Source organism: Streptomyces sp. NPDC017520, from assembly GCF_044329855.1.
Taxonomy (GTDB): Bacteria; Actinomycetota; Actinomycetes; order Streptomycetales; family Streptomycetaceae; genus Streptomyces.
Genome location: NZ_JBIRKB010000003.1, coordinates 500,000 through 522,297 on the forward strand (window position 1 = coordinate 500,000; position 22,298 = coordinate 522,297).

Here is a 22,298-nt window from a genome sequence, read left to right on the forward strand (position 1 = left end):
CCCCCGTCGGGTTGCCGGGCAGGTGTCGTTCGGCCGTTCAACCTACCTCTGCGGCCGAGGCCGGCCCGTCTGCCCCCCGACGCGACGGAACGACTGGAACCACCATGTCGGGGCGCGATAAACGAATGATGAACGCGTCGCGGGCTCACGCGGGCAGCGTCGGCGCCAGCAACTTCCGTACGGCTTCGACCTCCGCCGAACCGAGCGTCTCGTATATGTCCAGCGCCTCACGCCAGCACACCTGGGCCCGGCCCGGCTGGCCGATGTCGTTCAGGGCCTGGCCCAGGACGGTGAGGACATTGCCGCGCCGCCACTCCCCGCCGATGCCGCGCAGCACCGCGAGCGCCTGCTCGGCCTTCGTGGCGGCCTGAGCCGGAAGACCGGCGGCGAGATCCACCTCTGCCAGACGGAAGGTCGCCATCCCCTCCCAGAGGCGCTGTCGGCTGTCCCGGAACACGGCCAGCGCCTCGTGGAGCTGCTCCGTCGCGTCGGCGAGCCGTCCGCTCTGGGTGAGGGCGAGGCCCAGGGCGTACCGACCGTTCGCGCCGCGCAGCGCGTGGCCCAGTTCGTCGTATATGTCGATGCCCTGCTGGGCCAGGGCCACCGCGCTCGTCGTGTTCCCCATCGCGAGGTGGATGCGGGAGAGGTTGCACAGGGCGCTCGCCTCGCCCGGACGGTTGCCGTCGGCCCGGAAGTTGGCGATGGCCTGTTCGAGGTAGGCCTCGCCCTCCGCATGGCGGTTCTGGTAGAGCGCGATGATGCCGAGGTCGTTGGGGGCCCAGCAGCTCGGCAGGGGATCGTCCACCGCGCGGGCGAGCCTCATGGCACGCTGGGCGTCCCGCTCCGCCTGGTCGAACCGGCCCGCGACGAGACGGGCGTTGGTGAGGGTGATCAGCGCCCGCCCCTCGGCCCGCGCGTCGTCACTGGACCGGGCCAGATCGCGCATGGTGATGGCCGCCGCCTCGTACTGCTTGGAGTTCGCGCCTGACTCCGCGAGGTCCTTGGTGGCCCACAGCAGGTCGACCGCTCGGCGCACCCCTCCGGCCCCCGACGCCTGACGTACGCACGCGAGCAGGGAGTTGGCCTCCGTGTAGAGCCAGTCCTGAGCGGTGTGCCGGTCGGCGAAGGTCAGGCCGCTGTACTGGGTGGGCTCCCGGTGGTCGGCCAGCCGGTCCCCCGGCCGCTCCAGCGCATACACCCCCGCAGCCGTGGCCAGGTAGAAGTCCAGCAGCCGCGACAGCGCCAGCTCCCTTTCCACCGGCGACTGTTCGTCCCTCTCCGCGCACGCACGCGCGTAGAGCCGTACCAGGTCGTGGTAACGGTAGCGGCCCGGCGCGGCCGACTCCACCAGGCTCGTGTCGACCAGGGCCTCCAGGAGGTCCTCCGCCACGTGCGGGTCCAGGTCCAGCAGGGCCGCCGCCGCGGCCAGGGAGATGTCGGGGCCGTCCGCGAGGCCCAGGAGGCGGAAGGCGCGGGCCTGGGCCGGTTCCAGCTGGCCGTAGCCGAGCTCGAACGTGGCCTTCACCGCGAGGTCGCCCGCCTGGAGCTCGTCCAGGCGGCGGCGCTCGTCCGCGAGCTTGGCGGCGAGTACCGAGACCGTCCAGGTGCGGCGCGCCGCCAGGCGCGAGGCGGCGATGCGGATGGCCAGAGGCAGGAAGCCGCACGCGGCCACCACGTCCAGCGCGGCCTCGCGCTCCGCGCCGACCCGCTCCGCGCCGACGATCCGGGTGAAGAGCTGGAGCGCCTCCTCGGGCGACATCACGTCCAGGTCCACCAGATGCGCCCCGGCCAGGTCCACCATCCGCACCCGGCTCGTCACCAGCGCCGCGCACCCCGGCGTACCGGGCAGCAGCGGGCGGATCTGGGCGGCGTCGTGGGCGTTGTCGAGGAGGATCAGGATGCGGCGGCCGTCCAGCGTCGAGCGGTACAGCGCGGCCCGCTCGTCCAGGGTGTCCGGGATCGCCGAGTCCGCCGTGCCGAGCGCCCGCAGGAACGAGCCGAGGACGGTCTCCGGCTCGGCCGCCCGCGCCCCCGCGCCCTGGAGGTCGACGTAGAGCTGCCCGTCGGGGAAGTGCCGGCGGGCCTGGTGGGCGACGTGCACGGCCAGCGTCGTCTTGCCGACGCCACCGATCCCGGCGACCGCGGAGACGGCCATCACCGAGCTCTCGGCGGTCGCGAGACGGCTGCCCAGCTCGGCCACGAACGCGGACCGGCCGGTGAAGTCCGGCACCGTGGCGGGAAGCTGCGCGGGCCGCAGCGGCGCGGGCGCGGGGGCCGGCTCGTCCGCCGGGCGCGCCAGCTCCTCGTCGGCGCGCAGGATGCGCTGCTGGAGCTGGGCCAGTTCGGGGCGCGGGTCGACGCCCAGCTCCTCCGCGAGGAGCCGGCGGGTGTCGGCGTACACCGCGAGGGCCTCGGCCTGCCGGCCGCTGCGGTACAGCGCCACCATCAGCAGCTCGCGCAGCCTCTCGCGCAGCGGGTGCGCGGCGGTGAGCGCGGTCAGCTCGGATACGGCCTCCGCGTGGCAGCCGACCTCCAGGTCCAGGTCGAGCCGCGTCTCGGTGAGCTGGAGCCGCCACTCCTCCAGCCGGGTCCGCTGGTTGTCCGCGTACGGGCCCGGCACCGAGGCCAGCGCCTCGCCGTCCCACAGGCCCAGCACCTTGTTGATCAGGGTGCGGGCCTGGAGGCGGTCGCCGACCGCGCGGGCCTTCTCCGCCTCGGCCGCCAGGTCCTGCGCCAGCGTCAGGTCGAGCGCCGCCCGGTCGATCCGGATCGCATAGCCGCCGGACTCGCTCACCAGGGTGTCCTGGCCCAGGATCTTGCGCAGCCGCGAGGCGTACGTCCGGATCGTGGCCAGCGCCTGCGAGGGCGGGTCCTCGCCCCAGAAGGCGTCGATCAACTCGCCGGCCGTGGCCGTCCGGCCCTCGCGCAGCAGCAGCGCGGCCAGCAGGGCGCGCTGCTGGGGCGAGCCGGAGGAGAGCAGCTCCGAGCCCCGCCAGGCCCGTACGGGGCCGAGGACGGTGAACCTGAGGGCGTCCGCCGTAACCGGTCTCTCCGGAGCTCGCTGCTCCGGTACGCGCACGCGTGGCCCGCTGTCACGGTCCATTGATGCCCCCTGTCCTGCTCGCCTGCCGGTCCCGCTCGGCTGCGGATCCTGCCGGTGCTGCCCGCGTCCGTATGTCCGCCCGTGCGTCGAAGTGCGGTATGCATCCGGATGGCGCGGTACCGCTGGTATCGCGCTCAACAGTCTGCCTTGTCTCGGGCGGACTCGTCAGCAGTGGGTGACGCTCTGCACAAGCCCTCGACAACGATTCGGGAACCATGCCACGTGCCGTGCACCCGCCATGTGCCATGTCAATGCGCGCACGAGAGCTGACGGTTCGTCAGATCGACGCTACCGTGGAACGCATGGAGACCTTCCCGAAGATCATCTCGGTGGACGACCACACGGTGGAGCCCGCTCATGTCTGGCGGGACCGGCTCCCGTCCAGGTACGCGGACTCCGGGCCGCGCGTCGTCCGCGCACCGCTGAAGGAAATGACCTTCATGGGCGGCAAGTTCGCGCCCGTGATGGGGGCGAAGGGCGACGACGGGCCGGTCGGCGACTGGTGGGTGTACGAGGACCTGCACCGTCCGCTCACCCGCCTGGACACCGCCGTCGGTTACGACAGGGACGAGATCAAGCTGGAGATCATCACCTACGAGCAGATGCGGCCGGGCTCCTTCTCGGTGCCGGACCGGCTCGCCGACATGGACGTCAACCACGTGCAGTCCGCCCTCTGCTTCCCGACCTTCCCCCGCTTCTGCGGGCAGACGTTCACCGAAGCGAAGGACCGCGAACTGGGGCTGCTCGGCGTGCGCGCGTACAACGACTGGATGGTGGAGGAGTGGTGCGGCCCCGAGGCGCACGGCCGCCTCATCCCGCTCACCCTCGTCCCGCTGTGGGACGCGGAGCTCGCCGCCGCCGAGGTCCGGCGCAACGCGGCGCGGGGCGTGCGCGCGGTCGCGTTCTCCGAGATACCTCCCCATCTCGGACTCCCGTCCATACACGCGGACGACTGGGATCCGTTCCTGGCGGCCTGCGACGAGACGGGCACCGTCATCGCCATGCACATCGGTTCCTCGTCGAGGATGCCGTCCACCTCCGCCGACGCCCCGCCCGCCGTCGGCTCCACCATCACCTTCGCCAACTGCTGCTTCTCGATGGTCGACTGGCTGATGAGCGGCAAGTTCGAGCGCTTCCCCAACCTGAGGATCATGTACGCGGAGGGGCAGATCGGCTGGATTCCGTACATCCTGGAGCGCGCCGACGTGGTCTGGGAGGAGAACCGGGCCTGGGGCGGCGTCGCCGAGAAGGTCCACCGGCCGCCGTCCGAGCTGTTCGCCGAACATGTCTACGGCTGCTTCTTCGACGACGCGTTCGGGCTGAAGAACCTCGACGCCATCGGCGTCGGCAACGTGCTGTACGAGACGGACTACCCGCACTCCGACTCCACCTGGCCCCGCTCCCGCGAGGTCGGCGAGGAGCAGATGGGTCACCTGGCCCCGGACGTCGTCGACCGGATCGTGCGCGGCAACGCGATCGAGCTGCTGGGGCTCACGGAGGACGGGCTCTGGGCGGGGGCGTAACGCCTGGGCGTGGGTGCGCGTTGCGTACGGGGGTGGGCCGCCGCCCCTCCCCGTACGCCCCGGATCAGGCCTTCGCCACCGGCTCCTGGAGTTCCGTCACCCACTGCTCGCGGTCCGGCGGGCACTCCAGGTTGACCTCGCGGGTGTAGCCGGTGGACCGGTAGCCGTTGGCGTCCAGCCAGCGGGCCAGGGTGTGGGTCGTCGACAGGACGTCGTCCATCGCGCCCCGGTGCACGATCGTGGCCGCCTCGAACGGCGGCAGCTCCACCACCCGCACCCCCGTCTCCCCGACCGCGCCCACCGGGGCCGAAACCGTCACCCCGGCGTGCACGACGATCTCGCCGCCGCCCTCGGGGGCGTCCTCGTACCGCGCGATCCCGGGACCGGCGGGCCGGAGGCCGGCGCCCTCCAGGAGCGGGAAGAGCCGCTCGTACAGCGGGCCGATCACCGGCCCGATGTCCTGCGGCTGGTAACTCGCCGCCGTCCCGGTCAGCTCGGCCACCCGGACCGCCGGAACGGCCTTGATCACAACGTCGTCAGCAGGCATATGCCCCTCGCTCTCGATCGACCGGAGCCTCGCCTCGACCCGGGCCAGCCGCGCCGACGCGGCCGCCACCGCCTCCGCCAGCTCGGCCCGGCGCAGCCGCAGCATGCCGCGCAGCTCCTCCGGGCCCACCCGCTCGTCCAGGACCGCCCCCACCTGCTGGAGCGTGAAGCCGAGGTCCTTGAGCGCGATGATCCGGTTGAGCCGGGCGAGCTGGGCCGCGCCGTAGAGGCGGTAGCCGGTGGCGGGGTCGGTGCGGTCCGGGCGCAGCAGTCCGATGGCGTCGTAATGACGCAGCATCCGGGGCGACACCCGTCCGTACCTGGCGAACTCTCCGATGGTGAACATGATGGCTCCACTGCACGCCTTCACACGGGGTCAAGGTCAAGCGCCGCCGGAGCGGGTTCCTCAGCCGGCCGGCGGCTCGGTCCGCCGACCGGTCCCTAGCCGTGCCGCTTCGGGTCCAGCAGCTGTTCGCGCAGGGCGGTCAGCTGGTGCGAGGAGCCGACGGCCCGGTCCTCGTCCAGGGTGGCCAGTGCCAGCAGCAGCGCGTCGGCCACCAGCAGCCCGGTGAGGGACTCCGCCGTGATGCCGGTCGGCGTGTGCGGCGCGGTGAGCACCGCCTCGACCCGGTCCGCGTACGCCTCGCCCAGCTCGTCCGTCACCAGGACCACCTTCGCGCCGACCGAGCGGGCCCGTTCCATCAGGACCGACAGCTCCATCAGCCGCCGCCCCGGCTGGAAGATCACCACCGCGTCGCCCTGCCCGAGGGCCAGCAGCTGGTCCGCCAGGGCGAACCCGGTCTCCGAGACGGCCCGGGCCCGGCGGCCGATCCGGCCGAGCGCCAACGCCAGGTGCCGTGCGCCCGGTTCGGAGGCGGCGACCCCGTAGGCGAAGACCTCGCGGGCCTCCGCGAGGACGGCGACCGCCCGTTTCAGGGAATCCGGGCCGGTCAGCCGGCGGGCCTGGTCGATGCGCTCCTGGGCCTCGTCGAAGACGTCGGTCCAGATGGAGTCCAGGTCCTGGCCCACGTGCGCGATGCGCCGCTTGAGCCGCACCTCGGGGGCGACGGCCGAGGTGAAGTCGTTGGCCAGCTCCCGCTTGAGCGCCGGGAGGCCCGCGTAACCGAGGCGTTGCAGGGCCCGTACGACGGTGGCGTTGCTGGTGGAGCTGGCCGCGCCGAGCTGCTGAGCGCTGGCGAAGAGCAACTGCTCGACCGGCGCGCTCACCAGGTACTGGGCCACAGCCCGCTCAGAAGTGGACAGATCGTTCCATTGGTCACGAATAGCGGCACGGAGGCGCGTCACTCCGGTCTCGTTCTCTGGAATTTCCATTACAAGCATTGACTTCCGTGTGACCGGCGTTACTGTCCTGGGCAGAACGTTCCAAAGGGAACGCATTCTGAAATCGACGTTACAGGACCGTGCTGGTTCCCGACCTCCGGTCCCGGCCTCCGGTCTCCGGTCCCGGCCTCCGGTCTCCGGTCCCGGTCTCCGGTCTCCGGTCCCGGTCTCCGGTCCCGGTCCCGGTCCTTGTCCGTCGGTCGCCGAAGCGTTCCGTCGCGAGGAGAAGCATGGCACCCCTTCCCACGGAATCCGCCCCCGTCCCCACGGATTCCTCACCCCCGCCTACGGATTCCGCCGCCCGGGTCCTCCCCGTCATCGAGATCTCCGGCTCCCCGCTGGAGCGCGGCCGGCAGTACGGCGAGGCCGTCCGCCCCCAACTGCACGCCGCCCTCGGCTACTACGAGGAGGCGTTCGGCCGCTCCGCCGGACTCACCTGGGACAAGGTCACCGCCCGCGCCGCCCGCTGGCTGGAGCCCGTGAGCGCCTACGCCCCCCACCTCGTGGAGGAGATGCGGGGCATCGCCGACGGCGCGGGCACCGGCCTGCTGGACGTCCTCGCGCTGAACGCACGCGGCGAGGTCATCTACGACAAGTCCTTCGCCGAGATCGCCTCCGACGGGCCGACGGAGGGACCGGTCGACGAGGAACCCGCCGAGGGCTGCACCTCGTTCGCCGCGTACGGCCCGGCCAGCGGCGACGGCCACGTCTACGCCGGACAGAACTGGGACTGGCGCGCCGGGGTCGCCGACACCGTCGTCATGATCCGGATCGTCCAGCCGCCCAAACCCACCCTGATCATGCAGGTGGAGGCCGGACAGGTCGGCCGCCAGGGCGCCAACTCCGCCGGGATCGCCTTCAACGCCAACGGCCTCGGCGGCCGGTTCGACGACCGGATCGGACTGCCCCAGACCGTCGTGCGGCGCACCGTCCTCGACCAGGACAACATCGCCGACGCCCTCGACGTGCTCTGCCGCACCCGCGCCCACATCGCCAGCAACGCCCTGCTCACCTGCCGCGAGGGCTTCGCCATCGACCTGGAGACCACCCCCGCCGGGCACGGCTGGATGTATCCGACCGACGGCCTGCTGGTGCACGGCAACCACTACCAGGCGGGCATCCCCGCCCCGCTCGCCGCCGCCGGCTACCGCCCGATGTCCTCCGACTCCCTGGTCCGCGTCCCCCGCGCCGAACAGGGCCTGGCCGCCCTGCGCCACTCCACCGGACCCGACGAGTCCCGGAAGCTGATCCGCCGGGCCATGTCCGACCACCTCGGCCACCCCGAGTCCCTGTGCACCCACCCCGACCCGCGCCGGCCGGCCGTCGAGCACTGGACCACCCTCGTCTCCTCCCTCGCCGACCTCACCACCGGCGACTACCACGTGACCGCCGGAACCCCCTGCGACCGCGAGTACCAGCACCTTCCCTGGAACCTCTACGACGGCCCGCACGGCGGCCCGGAACCGACAGGAACCCAGCCATGACCCACCGCACGCCCGACACCCTCTGTCCGCCCGCCGCCGAAGGCCACGCGGGACCCGCTGCCGCTCCCCGCCGTTCCCTGCGCCGTACCGCCCCGGTCGCCGGAGCCGTCGTCGCCGCCCTGCTCGCCGCCGGATGCAGCGGGGCCACCAAGCCCGCCGGCAGCGGCGCCGCCGCCGACGCCTCGCGGCTCACCCTCACCCCGACCACGGCCGCCGCCAAGGGCGAACTCCCCGAAGCCCGCTGGCTCCTGGAGGACGAACCGGACTCCCTCGACCTGGACACCCAGGGCTCCAGCGCCGGCCGGGTCGTCCTCACCAACGTCTGCGAGCGGCTCTACCAGCTCCAGCCGGACATGACGACGAAACCCTTCCTCGCCGAGAGCGTCGAAACCCCCGACGACACCACCCTCGTCCTGAAGCTCCGCTCCGGAGTCACCTTCCACGACGGCACCCCGATGACCGCCGACGACGTGCTCTGGAGCCTTCAGCGGCACGCCGACCCGGACATGGAACAGGGCGACGAGTTCGAGAACGTCGCCTCCATGAAGAAGACCGGCGATCGCGAGATCACCCTCTCCTTCAAGGCCCCCGACGCCCTCTTCCTCAAGGCGCTCGCCGGCGACGCGGGCATCGTCTGGAACAAGGAGCAGGTCGAGAAGGCGGGCCGGGACTTCGGCACCCCCGGACAGCCCGACGCCTGCACCGGCCCCTACCGGCTGGCGAACTGGAAGTCCGGCGACTCCATCACCATCGAGCGCTACGACGACTACTGGGGCGACAAACCGCTGACGAAGCGCGTCACCTTCCGCTGGGCCACCGACAGCGCCCTGGTCAACGCGCTCACCACCGGGGCCGCCGACGGCGCGTACGCCGAATCGCCCAACACCGCCGCCGCCCTCGACGGCAAGAAGGGCATCACCCAGTACTACGGCCCCTCCACCTCCTCCCTCGTCCTCATCCCCACCGCACGCGGCGGACTGAAGGACCCGGCCGTGCGCCGCGCGCTCTCCCTGGCGCTCGACCGCAAGGGCATCGCCGCCTCCGGTTACGGCGGGATGGTCCAGCCCTGGTCCACCCCGGTCGGCTCCGGCGCCTGGGGCTACGAGAAGCCGGCCTTCGAGGCCGCCCAGCGCGCCGCCGACCCGGCCGCCCCCGCCAGCCCCGACGCCGAGGACATCGCCGCCGCGAAGAAGCTGGTGAAGGACTCCGGCGCCGACGCGGCCACCCCGATCGTCATCGGCACCGACGCCAGCCAGGGCCGCACCGTCGTCGCCAACGCCGTCCGGGCCGCCCTCCAGCGGATCGGGCTCACCGGGCAGATCAAGACCGTGCCCACCGCCCAGTTCGAGCAGTTCTACAGCGACCCCGAGGCCCGCAGCGGCATCGACGTCCTGGTCGGCGACTGGTACATCTCCAAGGCCGACCCGATGGGCTTCTACGACAACGCGCTCACCGGCTCCTCCAACAACTGGGTCGGCTTCGCGGACCCCGCCTACGACGCCACGGTCAAGAAGGCGCTCGCCACCCTCGACGACGCCGCGCGCGCGAAGCTCGCCGCCGAGGTCCAGAAGAAGTTCACCGACGCCGCCGTCTGGATCTCCGTCGCCCAGGTCCCCTCCGTCCTCGTCCTCGACGAGAAGCTGACCGGACCGCCCGCCTCCATGGCGTACCTCTACTACCCCTGGGCCGCCGAACTCGGCGCCAAGAAGGGCTGACCCGCGATGCTCGCCCGGATCTCCCGGAGGCTGGCCGGACTGCTGGCCACCCTCCTCGCCGCCTCCTTCGTCATCTTCGCCGCCGTGTACGCGGCCCCCGGCGACCCCGCCGTCTTCCTGGCCGGCGGCCGCGACAAACTCACCCCCGAGAAGCTGGAGCTGGTCCGAGCGCAGTACCACCTCGACGAACCCCTCGTCGTGCAGTACGGCCGCTGGCTCGGCGACTGCCTCCACTTCGACCTCGGCCGCTCCTTCAAATACAGCGACCAGGTGGCCGACCTGCTCGTCGCCCGCTTCCCGACCACCCTGGCCCTGGTGGCGTACGCGACCGTCCTCTTCGTCGTCCTCGGCGTCGGCGCGGGCATCCTCGCCGCCGTCCGGCGCGGTACCTGGGTCGACTCGGCCGTGGTCGGCGGTACGACGCTGGCCGCCTCGGTCCCCTCGTTCGTCTCCGCCATCGCGCTCGCCGCCGTCTTCGGCGTCCAGCTCGGCTGGTTCCCCGTCACCGGGGGAGGCGAGGGCTTCACCGGCACCCTGCACCATCTGACCCTGCCCGCCCTGGCCCTGGCGCTCGGCGCGCTCGCCATCATCAGCCGGGTCACCCGGCAGGCGATGGCCGACGCCGGGGCCGCCGACCACGTGGAGGCCGCCCGCTCCTCCGGCATCCCGGAGCGCGAGATCGTCCGCCGCCACATCCTGCGCAACGCCCTGGGGCCGATCGTCACCATGTGCGGCCTGGTCATGGCCGGGATGCTCGCCGGCACGGTCGTCGTGGAGACCGCGTTCGGCATCAGCGGCATCGGCTCGCTGCTCGTCGGCGCGATCAACACCCACGACTTCCCCGTCGCCCAGGCGGTCCTGCTGCTCATGGTCACCGGCTACATCGTGGTCACCACCCTCGTCGACCTCGTCCACCCGCTGCTCGACCCGCGCGTGAAGGAGGCCGCCGTATGACCGCCCCGACCCTGGTCCCGGCCGGCACCCCGGTGGAGATCCCGGCCGCCCGGCGCCCCTACGGGGCGATCCTCGCGGGCGCGGTCCTCGGCCTGGTGGTGCTCGCCGCCCTCCTCGCCCCGCTGATCGCCCCGTACGCCCCCGACGCCATCGACCTCTCCGCCTCGCTGGCCGGTACCACCGGCGACCACCTCCTGGGCACCGACTCCTCCGGCCAGGACCTGCTGTCGCGGGTGCTGTACGGGGCCCGCACCAGCCTCGTCGCCCCGGCGCTCCTGCTCGCCATCGCCGCCGTGCTCGGCATCGCGCTCGGCACCCTGGCGGCCTGGCGCGGCGGCTGGGCCGACACCGTCATCTCCCGGCTCACCGACGTCATGTACGCGTTCCCGGGGCTGCTGTTCACCGTGCTGATCATCGCGGTCTTCGGAGCCGGAATGACCACCTCCGTGCTGGCGCTCGGCCTCGCCTACACGCCGACCGTCGCCAAGTACACCCGCTCCGTGGCCATCGGGGAGCGGCGCAAGCCCTACATCGACGCCTACCGCGTCCAGGGCATGGGCGGCCTGCGGATCTGCGCCTTCCACCTCGTCCCCAACCTCGGCCGCTCCGTCATCGGCTATCTGGTGGTCCTCTTCGGCGAGGCCCTGATGTCCCTGGCCACGCTCTCCTACCTCGGCTTCGGCGCCCAGCCGCCCAGCTCCGACTGGGGGCTGATGGTGCAGGAGGGGCAGGCCGCCGTCGTCCAGGGGGCCTTGCTGCCCGCCCTGGTGCCCGGCATCGCCATCGCCCTGGTGGTGGTCTCCTTCAACGTCGTCGGGGTCCGGGCCGCCGACCGACTCGCCAACGGGAGGTAGGGCCCATGCCGTACGACACAGCGGCTCATGCCGCACCGGGACATGACACAGCGGCTCATGCCGCACCGGGACATGACACAGCGGCTCATGCCGCACCGGGACATGACACAGCGGCTCATGCCGCACCGGGACACGACACAGCGGCTCATGCCGCACCGGGACACGACACAGCGGCTCACGCCGCAGCAGGAAGTGACACCGTGCTCCTCGACATCGACCACCTCACCCTCCGCCTCCCCGGCACCGCCCGGCCCGTCCTGGACCAGGTGTCCCTGCGGGTCGCGAGCGGCGAAGTCGTCGGCCTGGTCGGCGAGTCCGGCTCCGGCAAGTCCACGACCGCCAAGGCCGCCCTCCGTACGCTCCCCGAAGGGACGGCCCTCGACGGTTCCGTACGGGTGGCGGGCCGCGACGTCCTCGCCCTGCGCGGCGAGGAGCTGCGCGCCCACCGGGCCCGGACCGTCGCCCTGGTCCACCAGGACCCGCGCGCCGCCCTCAACCCCGTCCGCCGCATCGGCGACTTCCTCGTGGAGCGGCTCGCCGCCGCCGGGACCGGGGTGACCGGAGCGGCCGCCCGGGCGCGCGCGGTCGAGCTGCTGGACGCCGTCGGGCTCGACGAACCGGAGCGCCGGGCCCGCCAGCGCCCGCACGAACTCTCCGGCGGGATGCTCCAGCGCGTCGTCATCGCCGGAGCGCTCGCCGCCGAGCCCCGGCTGCTGCTGGCCGACGAGGCGACCAGCGCCCTCGACGTCACCACCCAGGCGGAGATCCTCGCCCTCCTGCGCACCCTGCGCGCCGAACGCGGCCTCGGCCTGCTGTTCATCACCCACGACCTGCACCTGGCCGCCGCCTACTGCGACCGCGTGTACGTGATGTACGCGGGCCGGGTCGTCGAGGAGCGGACCGCGGGCGACCTGTTCGAGCGGCCCCGCCACCCCTACACCCAGGGGCTGCTGGCCTGCTCGCCGACGCTGGGGGAGGAGCACCGGGAGATCCGCCCGATCCCCGGGAAGCCGCCGTCGCTGGCCGACGCCTTCGCGGGCTGCCCCTTCGCGGCGCGCTGTCCGGACGCCGAACCGGAGTGTGCGACCTGGCGGCCCGAGCCGGTGGCCCTCGCGGACGGCGGTACGGGCTCCGCCTCCTGCCGCCGACTGCCCGAACTCGTCCCCGTACCCCGGGCACCGAAGCAGCAGACCGTGCGGAAGGGAACCGACCGATGACGCTCTCCCCAGGGCAGGACCCTTCCCCGCTGCTCGCGGTCGAGGGGCTGCGCAAGACTTACCCGCTGCCCGGCAAGGGCCGCCTGACCGCCGCCGACGGCATCGGCTTCACCGTCCCGGCGGGCGGTTCGCTCGGGATCGTCGGGGAGTCCGGCTCCGGCAAGACGACCGTGGCCCGGATGCTGGTGGGCCTGGTCCGCCCGGACGCCGGAACGGTCCGGGTCGAGGGCCGGGCCCGGGGACTCACCGCCCCGCGCGGCAGGGCGGCCCGGCTGGCCCGCGCGCGGGAGATCCAGATGGTCTTCCAGGACCCCTACCTCTCGCTCGACCCCCGGCTCACCGCCCGCCGTTGCCTCACCACGGCGCTGCGGCTGCACGGCCGGCCGGCGGAGCTGGCCGACGGGCTGCTGGACCGGGTGGGCCTCGGCGCGCGCGAGGCCCAGGCCCTGCCGCACGGGCTCTCCGGCGGGCAGCGGCAGCGCCTGGCCATCGCCCGCGCGCTCGCCGTCGACCCGAAGGTGCTGGTCCTGGACGAGGCGGTGGCGGCGCTCGACGTGTCGATCCAGGCCCAGATCCTGCACCTGCTCGACGGGATCCGCCGGGACACCGGGGTGGCGCTGGTCTTCGTCAGCCACGACCTGGCGGTGGTGCAGCACATCACCGACGAGGTCGTCGTGATGCGGCGGGGAACGGCCGTCGAACAGGGCCCGACCGCCGACGTGCTCGCCGACCCCGGCGACCCCTACACCCGGCTGCTGCTGGCCTCGGTGCCGCGCGCCGGCTGGGACCCCGCCGACGCGGTCGCCGCCCGGTCCGCCGTGGCCTGACAGGTGCGGTCGTCCACCGGCGATCCGGGCGTCCACCGGCGATCCGGTCGTACAGGCGATCCGGTCGTACACAGGCAGGAGCCCCGTTCCTCCGCCGAAGCGGGGGAGCGGGGCTCCTTGGGTACTGCTATGTACGGCCGCGATCGACCGACCCGGGCAACTAGGCCGGGGTGACGTTCTCAGCCTGCGGACCCTTGGGTCCCTGAGTGACGTCGAAGTTCACGACCTGGTTCTCCTCGAGGGAGCGGAACCCGGACGCGTTGATCGCGGAGTAGTGAACGAAGACATCCGGGCCGCCGCCGTCCTGGGCGATGAAGCCGAAGCCCTTTTCAGCGTTGAACCACTTGACGGTTCCGGTAGCCATAAGCCCTCCTTGGGCCAAAGGGTTGCCCTGCTCCAGAACCTGCAAACAAGTCTGAAAACTACAAAAGCCTGCGGGTTACATGCTCCGCAGGCTCTGTACTGCAAGGGAAACCAAACTGCAACTTGCGGGCGAGCCTAGCACGCAGTCTCCGGCGAGCGGTAGAGGGAAAGATCACTTCACCCGAATGTTTGACGGCCCTCCTCGGGCTCCGGCGGGAGGCCCCGGAAAGGGGGCGCGGGCAGGGGCGTGGACAGGGGTGCGGACAGGGCGTGGGAGGGGGCGCGCGAGCCCCGGTGGTGCTCGTGGGCGGCTGCGGGTCTAGCCTCGCGATGTGGACAATTCAACCGTCTCCCCCCGTGAAGGCGACGACGACCGTCGCAGCCGGCCCCGCGTCGGCCACATCCAGTTCCTGAACTGCCTCCCGCTGTACTGGGGTCTGGCGCGGACGGGAACCCTGCTCGACCTGGAGCTCTCCAAGGACACCCCGGAGCGGCTCAGCGAGCAGCTGATCAGGGGAGACCTGGACATCGGCCCGGTCACCCTCGTGGAGTACCTGCGCAACGCCGACGATCTGGTGGCCTTCCCCGACATCGCGGTCGGCTGCGACGGGCCCGTCATGTCCTGCGTGATCGTCTCCCAGCGCCCGCTGGAGCAGCTCGACCGGGCCCGGGTGGCGCTCGGCTCGACCTCCCGCACCTCGGTGCGGCTGGCGCAGCTGCTGCTGGCCGAGCGCTACGGCGTGCGCCCCGACTACTACACCTGCCCGCCCGACCTGGGCCTGATGATGCAGGAGGCGGACGCCGCCGTGCTGATCGGCGACGCCGCGCTGCGCGCCAATCTGCACGACGCCCCCCGGCTCGGGCTCCAGGTCCACGACCTGGGCCAGATGTGGAAGGAGTGGACGGGGCTGCCGTTCGTCTTCGCCGTCTGGGCGGCCCGCAAGGACTTCCTCGCTGCCCACCCCCGAGAGGCGGCCCAGGTCCACCAGGCGTTCCTGGCCTCCCGGGACCTCTCCCTGGAGGAGGTCGCCAAGGTCGCGGAGCAGGCGGCCCGCTGGGAGGCCTTCGACGCGGAGGTGCTGGAGCGGTACTTCACGACGCTCGACTTCCGCTTCGGCCCGGACCAGCTGGCCGGCGTCCGTGAGTTCGCCCGCCGCACGGGCCGGGACACCGGTTACCCGGTCGACGTCCAGGTGGAGCTGCTCGGCGGCTGAGCGACCGAGCGACCCGGTGGGTGGGCGGCCGGGCGGCCGGGCGGCCGACCGCGGAATGGAGGAAATCCCTTTCCGTACCGGCAAAGGGCCCGTACCCGCAAAGGGCCCGCACCGCAAAGGGCCCGCACCGCAAAGGACCCGTACCCGCAAAGGGCCCGTACCGCAAAGGGCCCGCCGCGCCGCAAAGGGTCCGTACCCGCAAAGGGAATGGGGGAGGCCGTACAACAACACAATCGCGCCTTTCCCCGGGGCGAAAAGATCCCCTCCTGACCGGAGAAGGGGGAATGGTCCGGCCGTTTCCCGGTGCCCGCGCCCCTGGCGCCCCCTAGGCTTCGGTCCGGGTCCGGACCGTCCACCGGGTTTACCGTCCACGGGTTCACCGTCCGCAGGGTTCACAGGGGGAGTCCATATGCAGCCGCTGGAAGCGGGCGAACCGAACACCATCGGTGCCTACCGGCTGCTCGGCAGGCTCGGCGCGGGCGGTATGGGCCGGGTCTATCTCGGCCGCAGCGCGGGCGGGCGCACGGTCGCGGTCAAGGTCGTGCACCCCCACTTCGCCCTCGACGAGCAGTTCCGCGCCCGGTTCCGGCGCGAGGTGGAGTCCGCCCGGCGCATCGGCGCCCAGTGGACGGCCCCGGTCCTGGACGCCGACCCGGACGCACCGGTGCCGTGGGTCGCCACCGGATACGTCGCCGGGCCGCCGCTCTCGCAGGCGATCACCGAGCACGGCCCGCTCCCCGAGCACGCGGTACGCACCCTGGGCGCGGGGCTCGCCGAGGCCCTCGCCGTCGTCCACGGGCAGGGCATCGTCCACCGTGACGTGAAGCCGTCCAACGTGCTGCTCGCCCTCGACGGGCCCCGCCTCATCGACTTCGGCATCGCTCGGGCCCTCGGCGCGACCGTCTCGCTCACCTCCACCGGGGTCTCCGTCGGCTCGCCCGGCTACATGGCGCCCGAGCAGATCCGGGGCCGGGACGTCTCCGGCGCGGCCGACGTCTTCTCGCTGGGCGCGGTCCTCGCGTACGCGGCGACGGGCGCGGCCCCCTTCCCGGGCGACTCCTCCGCCGTACTCCTCTACAAGGTGGTCCACGAGGAACCCGAACTGGGCGACCTGGAGGGCGAACTGCTCGAAGTGGTCGCGGGCTGCCTCGCCAAGGACCCGGCGGCCCGCCCCGCCCCGGCCGAACTCGCCCGGGTGCTCGCTCCCGGCGGGGCGGCGGCGATGGTGGCGGGCGGCTGGCTGCCGGGCGGGCTGGTGCGCGAGCTGAGCCGGTCCGCGGTGGCGCTGCTCGACCTGGAACCGCAGGACGCGCCGGTCCAGTCGGGACCGGTGCCGTTCAGCAGCGCGTCACTGGGGGCGCTCCCGGGAACGGCCGCACCGGGCAGGGGCGGGCAGTTCGGCCCGCCCGCCCCGGGCCCGCAGGAAGCGCCGTACGGCACACCGCGCCCACGGGAAGCGCCGCAGCAAGCGCCACAGGGCACGCCGCAGGAAGCGCCGCAGGAAGCGCCGCAGGAAGCGACGCAGGACGCGCCGTACCGGATCCCGCATCCGCAGGACGACGCCTACGGCACGCCGCATCCGCAGGACGACACGTACGGCACGCCGCCCCCGCCTCCGCCCCCGACGCCTCCGCGCGCGAAACCCGCCTCCACCGCGCCCCCGCCCCCCAGGCACGCCGGGACCTACCGCCAGGGCGGCGACGGCGCGCACGGGCTGCCGGGCCGGCGCGCCGGCGACCCCCGCCTCTCCCTCACCGTCAGCGCCGAGAACCGGCAGCCCCCCGGGGAGCGCCGGAGCCGCCGCGTCAGCTGCACGGTCGCCCTGGCGGTGGCGGGCGCGCTCGCGGTCGTCACCCTCGGCACGGGCCTGCTCGACGGCTTCCTCCCGGGCGGCGACGCCGACCGGGACCGGGGCACCGACGCCGCAGCGACCCCGTCGGGCTCCGCCTCCCCGCCGGGCTCCGGGAAGCCGACGCCCGCCGAGTCCGCCGACGCGAGCGGGTCCCCGCTCGGCGCGCTGCCGAAGGCGTACCTGGGCACCTGGAAGGGGCCGGTCACCGAGAAGACGACCGGCCAGCCGCACGGCACCCTCACCGCCGTCTTCACCGAGGGGAAACGCGGCGAACAGGTCGTCCGGATGAGCACGACGATCTCCCAGTTCGGCCTCACCGTCACCTGCAACAGCGTCGGCACCCTCGCCTCCGGCACCGCGAAGGAGCTGAACATCCGCGAGCGCACCGACCCGGACCGCCCCAGCACACCCGGCCTGTGCACCGGCACCGAGGCGGACGTGGTCTTCCGCCTCGCCGGCGACGGCACCATGGACTACCGCTCGAAGGAACGCGCCGCGGGCCTCCCGTACGGGAAGCTCACCAGGTCCGGCGGCTGACCGCGCCGAGGGCTGGCGTACGCTGGATCGGTCCGAGGAACGTCGATAAAACCGCCGAAAGGTGACAGCCCGGTGACCGAGAAGGCCGACCTTCAGCCCGTCCTCGACCGAGCCGCCGAAGGCGGTCGGATCACCCCGGAGGAGGCGCTCGACCTCTACCGGTCCGCGCCCCTGCACGCGCTGGGCGCCGCCGCCGACGCCGCACGCCGACGCCGCTACGCCGGTACGGAGCACATCGCGACGTACATCATCGAGCGCAACATCAACTACACCAACGTGTGCGTGACGGCCTGCAAGTTCTGCGCCTTCTACGCCCCGCCCAAGGACACCGCCAAGGGCTGGACCCGCGACCTCGACGACATCCTGCGCCGCTGCGCGGAGACCGTGGAGCTGGGCGGCACCCAGATCATGTTCCAGGGCGGCCACCACCCGGACTTCGGCGTGGAGTACTACGAGGAGCACTTCTCCGCGATCAAGAAGGCGTACCCGCAGCTGGTCATCCACTCGCTCGGCGCCTCCGAGATCGAGCACATGGCCCGGATCTCGAAGGTCTCCGCCGAGGAGGCCATCAGCCGGATCCACGCCGCCGGGCTCGACTCCTTCGCCGGCGCCGGCGCCGAACTGCTGCCCGCCCGGCCGCGCACCGCGATCGCCCCCCTCAAGGAGTCCGGCGAGCGGTGGCTGGAGATCATGGAGATCGCGCACGGCCTCGGCGTCGAGTCCACTTCCACCATGCTGATGGGCACCGGCGAGACCAACGCCGAGCGCATCGAGCACCTGCGGATGATCCGGGACGTCCAGGACCGTACGGGCGGCTTCCGCGCCTTCATCCCGTACACCTACCAGCCGGAGAACAACAAGCTGAAGGGCCAGACGCAGGCCACGCTCTTCGAGTACCTGCGGATGATCGCCATCGCCCGGCTCTTCCTCGACAACGTCGCCCACATCCAGGGCTCCTGGCTGACCACCGGCAAGGAGGTCGGCCAGCTGTCGCTGCACTACGGCGCGGACGACCTGGGCTCGATCATGCTGGAGGAGAACGTCGTCTCCTCGGCCGGCGCCAAGCACCGCTCCAACCGGCTGGAGATCATCGACCTGATCCGCAAGGCGGACCGGGTCCCCGCGCAGCGCGCCACGACGTACGAGCACCTCGTCGTGCACGACGACCCGGCGCTGGACCCGGTCGACGAGCGCGTGGTCTCGCACATCTCCTCGACGGCGATCGAGGGCGGCACGGCCCACCCGGAGCTGAAGCTCCTCAACGCCAACTAGGCCTCGGCTTCCCGTGCTGACGATCCACGCCGCGCCCCTGGTCCTCCCGGTGGGCGCGGCGGCCGTCGTGCACGGCGCCGTCGCGGTGGACGGCGAGCGGATCGCGGCCCTCGGCCCCTACGAGGAGGTCGTCGCCGCGCACCCGGCGGCCCGGGTCCGCCGCTGGCCCGGCCTCCTCACGCCCGGACTGCGCCAGGACCGAGCCCGGGAGCTGCTCACCCGTTGCTACCACCCGGACCCCCGCGAGGCCGAAGAGCTGGGCGAACTCCCCCTGTTCGGCGAGGAGTTCGAGCGGCTGGCGGCGACGATGGACACGGCCAGGCGGGCCGGGTCGATCCGTCGCGGGCTCCAGCGGATGCTGCGCCACGGCACGACGCACCTGGCGGGCCTCCTCGACGCGGACGACCCCGCGCTGCGCACGGCCGTGACCCGCTCCGGACTCGTCCGGGTCCCGCCCTCGCCCGCACCCCCGGGGCCGCCGGACCTGGACCCCTTCGCGGCGGGCGGCGACCTGGCCCGCACGGCGGGCGCCCCGCTGACCGTGGGCGGCCGGGCGGACCTCGCGGCCTTCGACGTACCCGACGAGGCGGCTCTGCGCGCGGGCGGGGCGCGCGCCTGCGTGGCGACGGTCCTCGCGGGGCGGCTCGTGCACCGGGCCCGCTGAGGGCCTGCCAGAGGTCGGCCGACCGGGGGAGCGTGCCGCGCGTAGCCCCGAGACCACCTGCACGACCGCGATCAGCTGTTGACGCGCGTGTAGGTGAGGAACACCGCGCCGCTCTTGAGGACGGTGTGGTCGGCGAGCGACCAGGTGCGCGGATCGAAAGCGGCCTTGCGGGAGAACAGCGGGATCCCGTCGCCGATGGTCAGCGGGCCGACCTTGAGGATCAGCGCGTCGATCTCGGCGTACAGGGAGCCCGCCAGCTCGGCGCCGCCGATCAGCCAGATGTCCTTGCCGTCCTGCCGCTTGAGCTCCCGTACGGTCGCCACCGGGTCCTCGGAGACCAGCTCGACGGCCGGCTCCGGGCTCTCGGCCAGGGTCCGGGAGAACACCAGGTGACGCAGGTGGGGGTAGGCGTCGGTGATTCCGGCCGCGAGACCGATCTCGTAGCTGCGCCGCCCCTCGATCACCGTGTCGAAGTGCGTGCCCGCCGCTGTGACGGACAGTGCCTGCCGGACATGGACGGGCAGCGTCTCCGGGTACTCGGCCACGAGGTGCTCGATGTAGTCCTCCGGTATGGGCCAGAAGCCGTTCGGCCCGGTGGGGTCCGCGCCGTCCGGGCCCGCGATGAAGCCATCGAGAGTGGTGGCGATGTAGTGGACGAGTCTGCGCATGCCGGTTCCCTTCGTTCAGCCCGCTGTCGCGGTACGGACCCGGCCGCCGGTCGGCGTGCCAGGACGCGAGGCCGCTGAGTGATCATGACACCAGACCGGCTGGGACGCGTCCGGCCGATCATGTGACTCTTTCGCTCCGGTTTGGCGCCCCCGAGGCCGTGAACCGTTCTCGCAGGTCAAGGGGGCATGGCGGACCACAGGCGGATGGCCCCCCTGCCGGCTCCGGCTTCGTACGCTCTCCACGGCAAGGTCACGGCAAGGTCACGGCTCCTTCGGGCCGCTCAGGTAGCGCCCCTTCGTGTCGTACGGCCAGGCGTTGGCGACGCAGCCCTTCAACCCGTCGATCTGCTGCATCATCGCGGGAGCGGGGCGGCCCTTCCCCGGGCAGGTCTCGTGGCCGCGTCCCAGCCAGTGGCCGACCTCGTGGTTGACGATCAGCGCCCGGTACTCCGCTACGGGCCCGTCGAACTGCGGTGAACCGAGCTGCCAGCGCTTCAGGTTGGCCACCACCGTCTCACCGACCCGGCAGTTGACCTCGCCGCGCGTCCTCAGGCCGTACTTGCCGCAGATCCGGTCCGTGGTCGCCGGGGTGGCGATCTTGATCACCAGCCCGGCCGGGCCGTCAGCGACCTGACGGAACGACTGTTCGCCGCCGTGGCTCCACCCGCGCGGGTGGGCGAGGACGGCGGCTATCTCCTCGGCGGCCCGGTCGGGGTCGACGCCGCTGCCGTTCTCCACCTCGACCCGGTAGGCGCTGCCGCTGCCCTTCGGGTCGACCCCCGCACGGGCCACGGTGAACGTGCCGGGGCCCGAGGCGGGGATGTCCTCGGCCCGGACGTCATCGTCCTTCTCGTCGGAGGCCGAGGCCGATGGCGTCGGGGACGGCGGGGGAGTGGACGGAGGCGGGTCCTCCAGCGGTTCCGACGCGTTGTCCTGCCCGCCCGCCGGGGCCGTACGGGACGAGCCCGGCGCCGCCGTGTCCGCCGGGCCGCCCCCGTCCTGCCAGGGGCGGCCGACCAGCAGGGCCGCGCCCGCCACGACCACGAGGGCCAGCACGGCGAGCGAGGCCGCCCGGCGCCGGTCGCGGCGTCTGCGGCGCACCCGGGAGCGGGCCGCCGACCGCGAGCGGTCCGGTGCGCGGCCCGGGGCCCGCGGCGGCGGCACGCGCAGCCGGAACGTGTCCTCGTCGCGGTCCGGTTCCCCGTACGCGCGCGGCAGGGTGCCCGTGGGGCGGCGGCGCGTCACGAGGCGGCCCCGCTCCGCGGTACCGGGTTCTCGTCGGCGTACGCGATCAGCTCCCGGAACCGTGGGCTCTGGACGACCCGGACCAGGTCCCCGGCGGTGACGGGAGCGCCGCCCGCCCCGGAGGGCGCGGGCGCGACGGAGAGGGCCACCGTGCTGCGGCCGGAACGGTACTGGAGGGAGACCTCCGTACCCGTCCGGCCGTCGGCGGGCTGCCGGTACACCCGGGCGGGCGTGCCGTCGTCCAGGGCGAGGCCCTCGCAGGTCAGCTCCTTCTCCGGGATGTCGCGACAGGCGGGCGCCGGGCCACCCGGCTCCGGACGCACCGACAGCCGGACGGCGTGCACGAGGGAGCCGCGCCGCCCCTGGTAGCTCTCCGTGCCGTCGCCGGCCGGCAGGACCGTCCCGATCGACGCGGGCAGCAGGGCGTCCAGCGCCCCGGCCGCCCACTGCCGGAAGTCCGCCAGCCGCCGGGCCTCCTCGGGGCCGAGGCCGGGCGGGACCGACGGGGAGGGCGTCGAGTAGGGGGGTGTCGCGGGAACGGCCGCGGACTCCGTCGGCACGGGGGTGGACGTGGGGCTCGGCATCTCGGGGCGTGGCTCCGTACGTTGGGGGAACTGGGTGGGTGCGGGCAGGGAGACGGACGGGCCGGCGGGCGCGGCGGGCTCCGCTTCGGGCCCCGCCAGCAGCCAGGGGCCGAGCACGGCGAGGCCCAGGGTCACGGCGGTGACCGCGACGAAGGTGCCCGCGACCGCGAACGCCCGGCTCCTGGCCCGCCGCCGGTGGCCCTCCCGGACGGCGTCGGGGACGAGATCGGGCTGGAGGGACAGCGGGCCGACGGTCCGGTGCAGGGCGTCCCGGAACAGCTCTTCGTCGCGGGTGCGGGGCGGCAGGTGCTCGTGCGGTTCGGGGATCATGACCG

At 73.2% G+C, this 22,298-nt stretch carries 18 protein-coding genes; 11 read left to right on the forward strand and 7 right to left on the reverse strand.

Annotation, left to right across the window (positions count from 1 at the left end; all coding sequences use genetic code 11):
* Window positions 1-145: 145 nt before the first annotated feature.
* Window positions 146-3,103: an AfsR/SARP family transcriptional regulator gene (locus tag ACH4KB_RS10145; RefSeq protein ID WP_398065459.1), complete on the reverse strand. Its 2,958-nt coding sequence runs from the start codon at window positions 3,101-3,103 to the stop codon at window positions 146-148.
* A 302-nt stretch (window positions 3,104-3,405) separates the two neighbouring features.
* Between ACH4KB_RS10145 and ACH4KB_RS10150 the strand changes: the two genes are divergently transcribed.
* Window positions 3,406-4,626, forward strand: coding sequence for an amidohydrolase family protein (locus ACH4KB_RS10150; RefSeq protein ID WP_398065461.1), 1,221 nt, complete (start codon window positions 3,406-3,408; stop codon window positions 4,624-4,626).
* Window positions 4,627-4,690: 64 nt separating this feature from the next.
* Here the strand turns inward: ACH4KB_RS10150 and ACH4KB_RS10155 are convergent, their stop codons facing one another.
* Together ACH4KB_RS10155 and ACH4KB_RS10160 are read right to left on the reverse strand one after the other, a co-directional pair.
* On the reverse strand, window positions 4,691-5,518 hold the full coding sequence (locus ACH4KB_RS10155) for a MerR family transcriptional regulator (RefSeq protein WP_398065463.1): 828 nt from the start codon (window positions 5,516-5,518) through the stop codon (window positions 4,691-4,693).
* Between the two features lie 95 nt (window positions 5,519-5,613).
* Window positions 5,614-6,513: a MurR/RpiR family transcriptional regulator gene (locus ACH4KB_RS10160; protein WP_381909608.1), complete on the reverse strand. Its 900-nt coding sequence runs from the start codon at window positions 6,511-6,513 to the stop codon at window positions 5,614-5,616.
* A gap of 230 nt (window positions 6,514-6,743) precedes the next feature.
* Between ACH4KB_RS10160 and ACH4KB_RS10165 the strand changes: the two genes are divergently transcribed.
* The 6 genes from ACH4KB_RS10165 (at window position 6,744) to ACH4KB_RS10190 (ending at window position 13,564) form a co-directional block, all read left to right on the forward strand.
* On the forward strand, window positions 6,744-7,997 hold the full coding sequence (locus ACH4KB_RS10165; protein WP_398065465.1) for a C45 family autoproteolytic acyltransferase/hydolase: 1,254 nt from the start codon (window positions 6,744-6,746) through the stop codon (window positions 7,995-7,997).
* On the forward strand, window positions 7,994-9,712 hold the full coding sequence (locus ACH4KB_RS10170) for an ABC transporter substrate-binding protein (protein ID WP_398065466.1): 1,719 nt from the start codon (window positions 7,994-7,996) through the stop codon (window positions 9,710-9,712). Before ACH4KB_RS10165 ends, ACH4KB_RS10170 begins: the two co-directional genes overlap by 4 nt.
* Before the next feature lie 6 nt (window positions 9,713-9,718).
* Entirely contained in the window at window positions 9,719-10,666 is a 948-nt protein-coding gene (locus tag ACH4KB_RS10175; protein WP_361878614.1) for an ABC transporter permease, read from the forward strand.
* The gene (locus ACH4KB_RS10180) at window positions 10,663-11,520 is read left to right on the forward strand and encodes an ABC transporter permease (RefSeq protein ID WP_398065467.1); all 858 of its coding nucleotides are present in this window, start codon (window positions 10,663-10,665) and stop codon (window positions 11,518-11,520) included. Before ACH4KB_RS10175 ends, ACH4KB_RS10180 begins: the two co-directional genes overlap by 4 nt.
* A 200-nt stretch (window positions 11,521-11,720) precedes the next feature.
* The gene (locus tag ACH4KB_RS10185; RefSeq protein WP_398065468.1) at window positions 11,721-12,737 is read left to right on the forward strand and encodes an ABC transporter ATP-binding protein; all 1,017 of its coding nucleotides are present in this window, start codon (window positions 11,721-11,723) and stop codon (window positions 12,735-12,737) included.
* Window positions 12,734-13,564 (forward strand): ABC transporter ATP-binding protein, encoded by an 831-nt coding sequence (locus tag ACH4KB_RS10190; protein WP_398065469.1) that lies wholly within the window; start codon window positions 12,734-12,736, stop codon window positions 13,562-13,564. The genes ACH4KB_RS10185 and ACH4KB_RS10190 overlap by 4 nt, the downstream gene beginning before the upstream one ends.
* Before the next feature lie 160 nt (window positions 13,565-13,724).
* On the opposite strand, the gene ACH4KB_RS10195 is transcribed toward ACH4KB_RS10190, so the two are convergent.
* The gene (locus tag ACH4KB_RS10195) at window positions 13,725-13,928 is read right to left on the reverse strand and encodes a cold-shock protein (RefSeq protein WP_003967102.1); all 204 of its coding nucleotides are present in this window, start codon (window positions 13,926-13,928) and stop codon (window positions 13,725-13,727) included.
* A 331-nt stretch (window positions 13,929-14,259) separates the two neighbouring features.
* Here ACH4KB_RS10195 and ACH4KB_RS10200 point away from each other — a divergent pair, with 331 nt between their 5' ends.
* From ACH4KB_RS10200 to ACH4KB_RS10215, 4 genes are all read left to right on the forward strand, one after another.
* Window positions 14,260-15,141, forward strand: a complete 882-nt coding sequence (locus tag ACH4KB_RS10200; RefSeq protein WP_398065470.1) for a menaquinone biosynthetic enzyme MqnA/MqnD family protein — start codon at window positions 14,260-14,262, stop codon at window positions 15,139-15,141.
* A 409-nt stretch (window positions 15,142-15,550) separates the two neighbouring features.
* Window positions 15,551-17,530 carry a protein kinase gene (locus ACH4KB_RS10205; protein WP_398065471.1) on the forward strand — a complete coding sequence of 660 codons (1,980 nt, stop codon included), beginning with the start codon at window positions 15,551-15,553 and terminating at the stop codon, window positions 17,528-17,530.
* 72 nt (window positions 17,531-17,602) lie between these two features.
* The gene (mqnC, locus tag ACH4KB_RS10210) at window positions 17,603-18,802 is read left to right on the forward strand and encodes a cyclic dehypoxanthinyl futalosine synthase (RefSeq protein WP_097872155.1); all 1,200 of its coding nucleotides are present in this window, start codon (window positions 17,603-17,605) and stop codon (window positions 18,800-18,802) included.
* 13 nt (window positions 18,803-18,815) lie between these two features.
* Window positions 18,816-19,466, forward strand: a complete 651-nt coding sequence (locus ACH4KB_RS10215) for an imidazolonepropionase-like domain-containing protein (protein ID WP_398065472.1) — start codon at window positions 18,816-18,818, stop codon at window positions 19,464-19,466.
* A 71-nt stretch (window positions 19,467-19,537) separates the two neighbouring features.
* Here ACH4KB_RS10215 and ACH4KB_RS10220 read toward each other — a convergent pair whose 3' ends face one another.
* From ACH4KB_RS10220 to ACH4KB_RS10230, 3 genes are all read right to left on the reverse strand, one after another.
* A complete protein-coding gene (locus ACH4KB_RS10220) occupies window positions 19,538-20,134 on the reverse strand; it encodes a dihydrofolate reductase family protein (RefSeq protein WP_398065473.1) in 597 nt (198 codons plus the stop codon).
* Window positions 20,135-20,395: 261 nt separating this feature from the next.
* On the reverse strand, window positions 20,396-21,379 hold the full coding sequence (locus ACH4KB_RS10225) for a DUF3152 domain-containing protein (protein WP_398065474.1): 984 nt from the start codon (window positions 21,377-21,379) through the stop codon (window positions 20,396-20,398).
* Window positions 21,376-22,293, reverse strand: a complete 918-nt coding sequence (locus ACH4KB_RS10230; protein ID WP_398065475.1) for a hypothetical protein — start codon at window positions 22,291-22,293, stop codon at window positions 21,376-21,378. The genes ACH4KB_RS10225 and ACH4KB_RS10230 overlap by 4 nt, the downstream gene beginning before the upstream one ends.
* Window positions 22,294-22,298 lie beyond the last annotated feature (5 nt).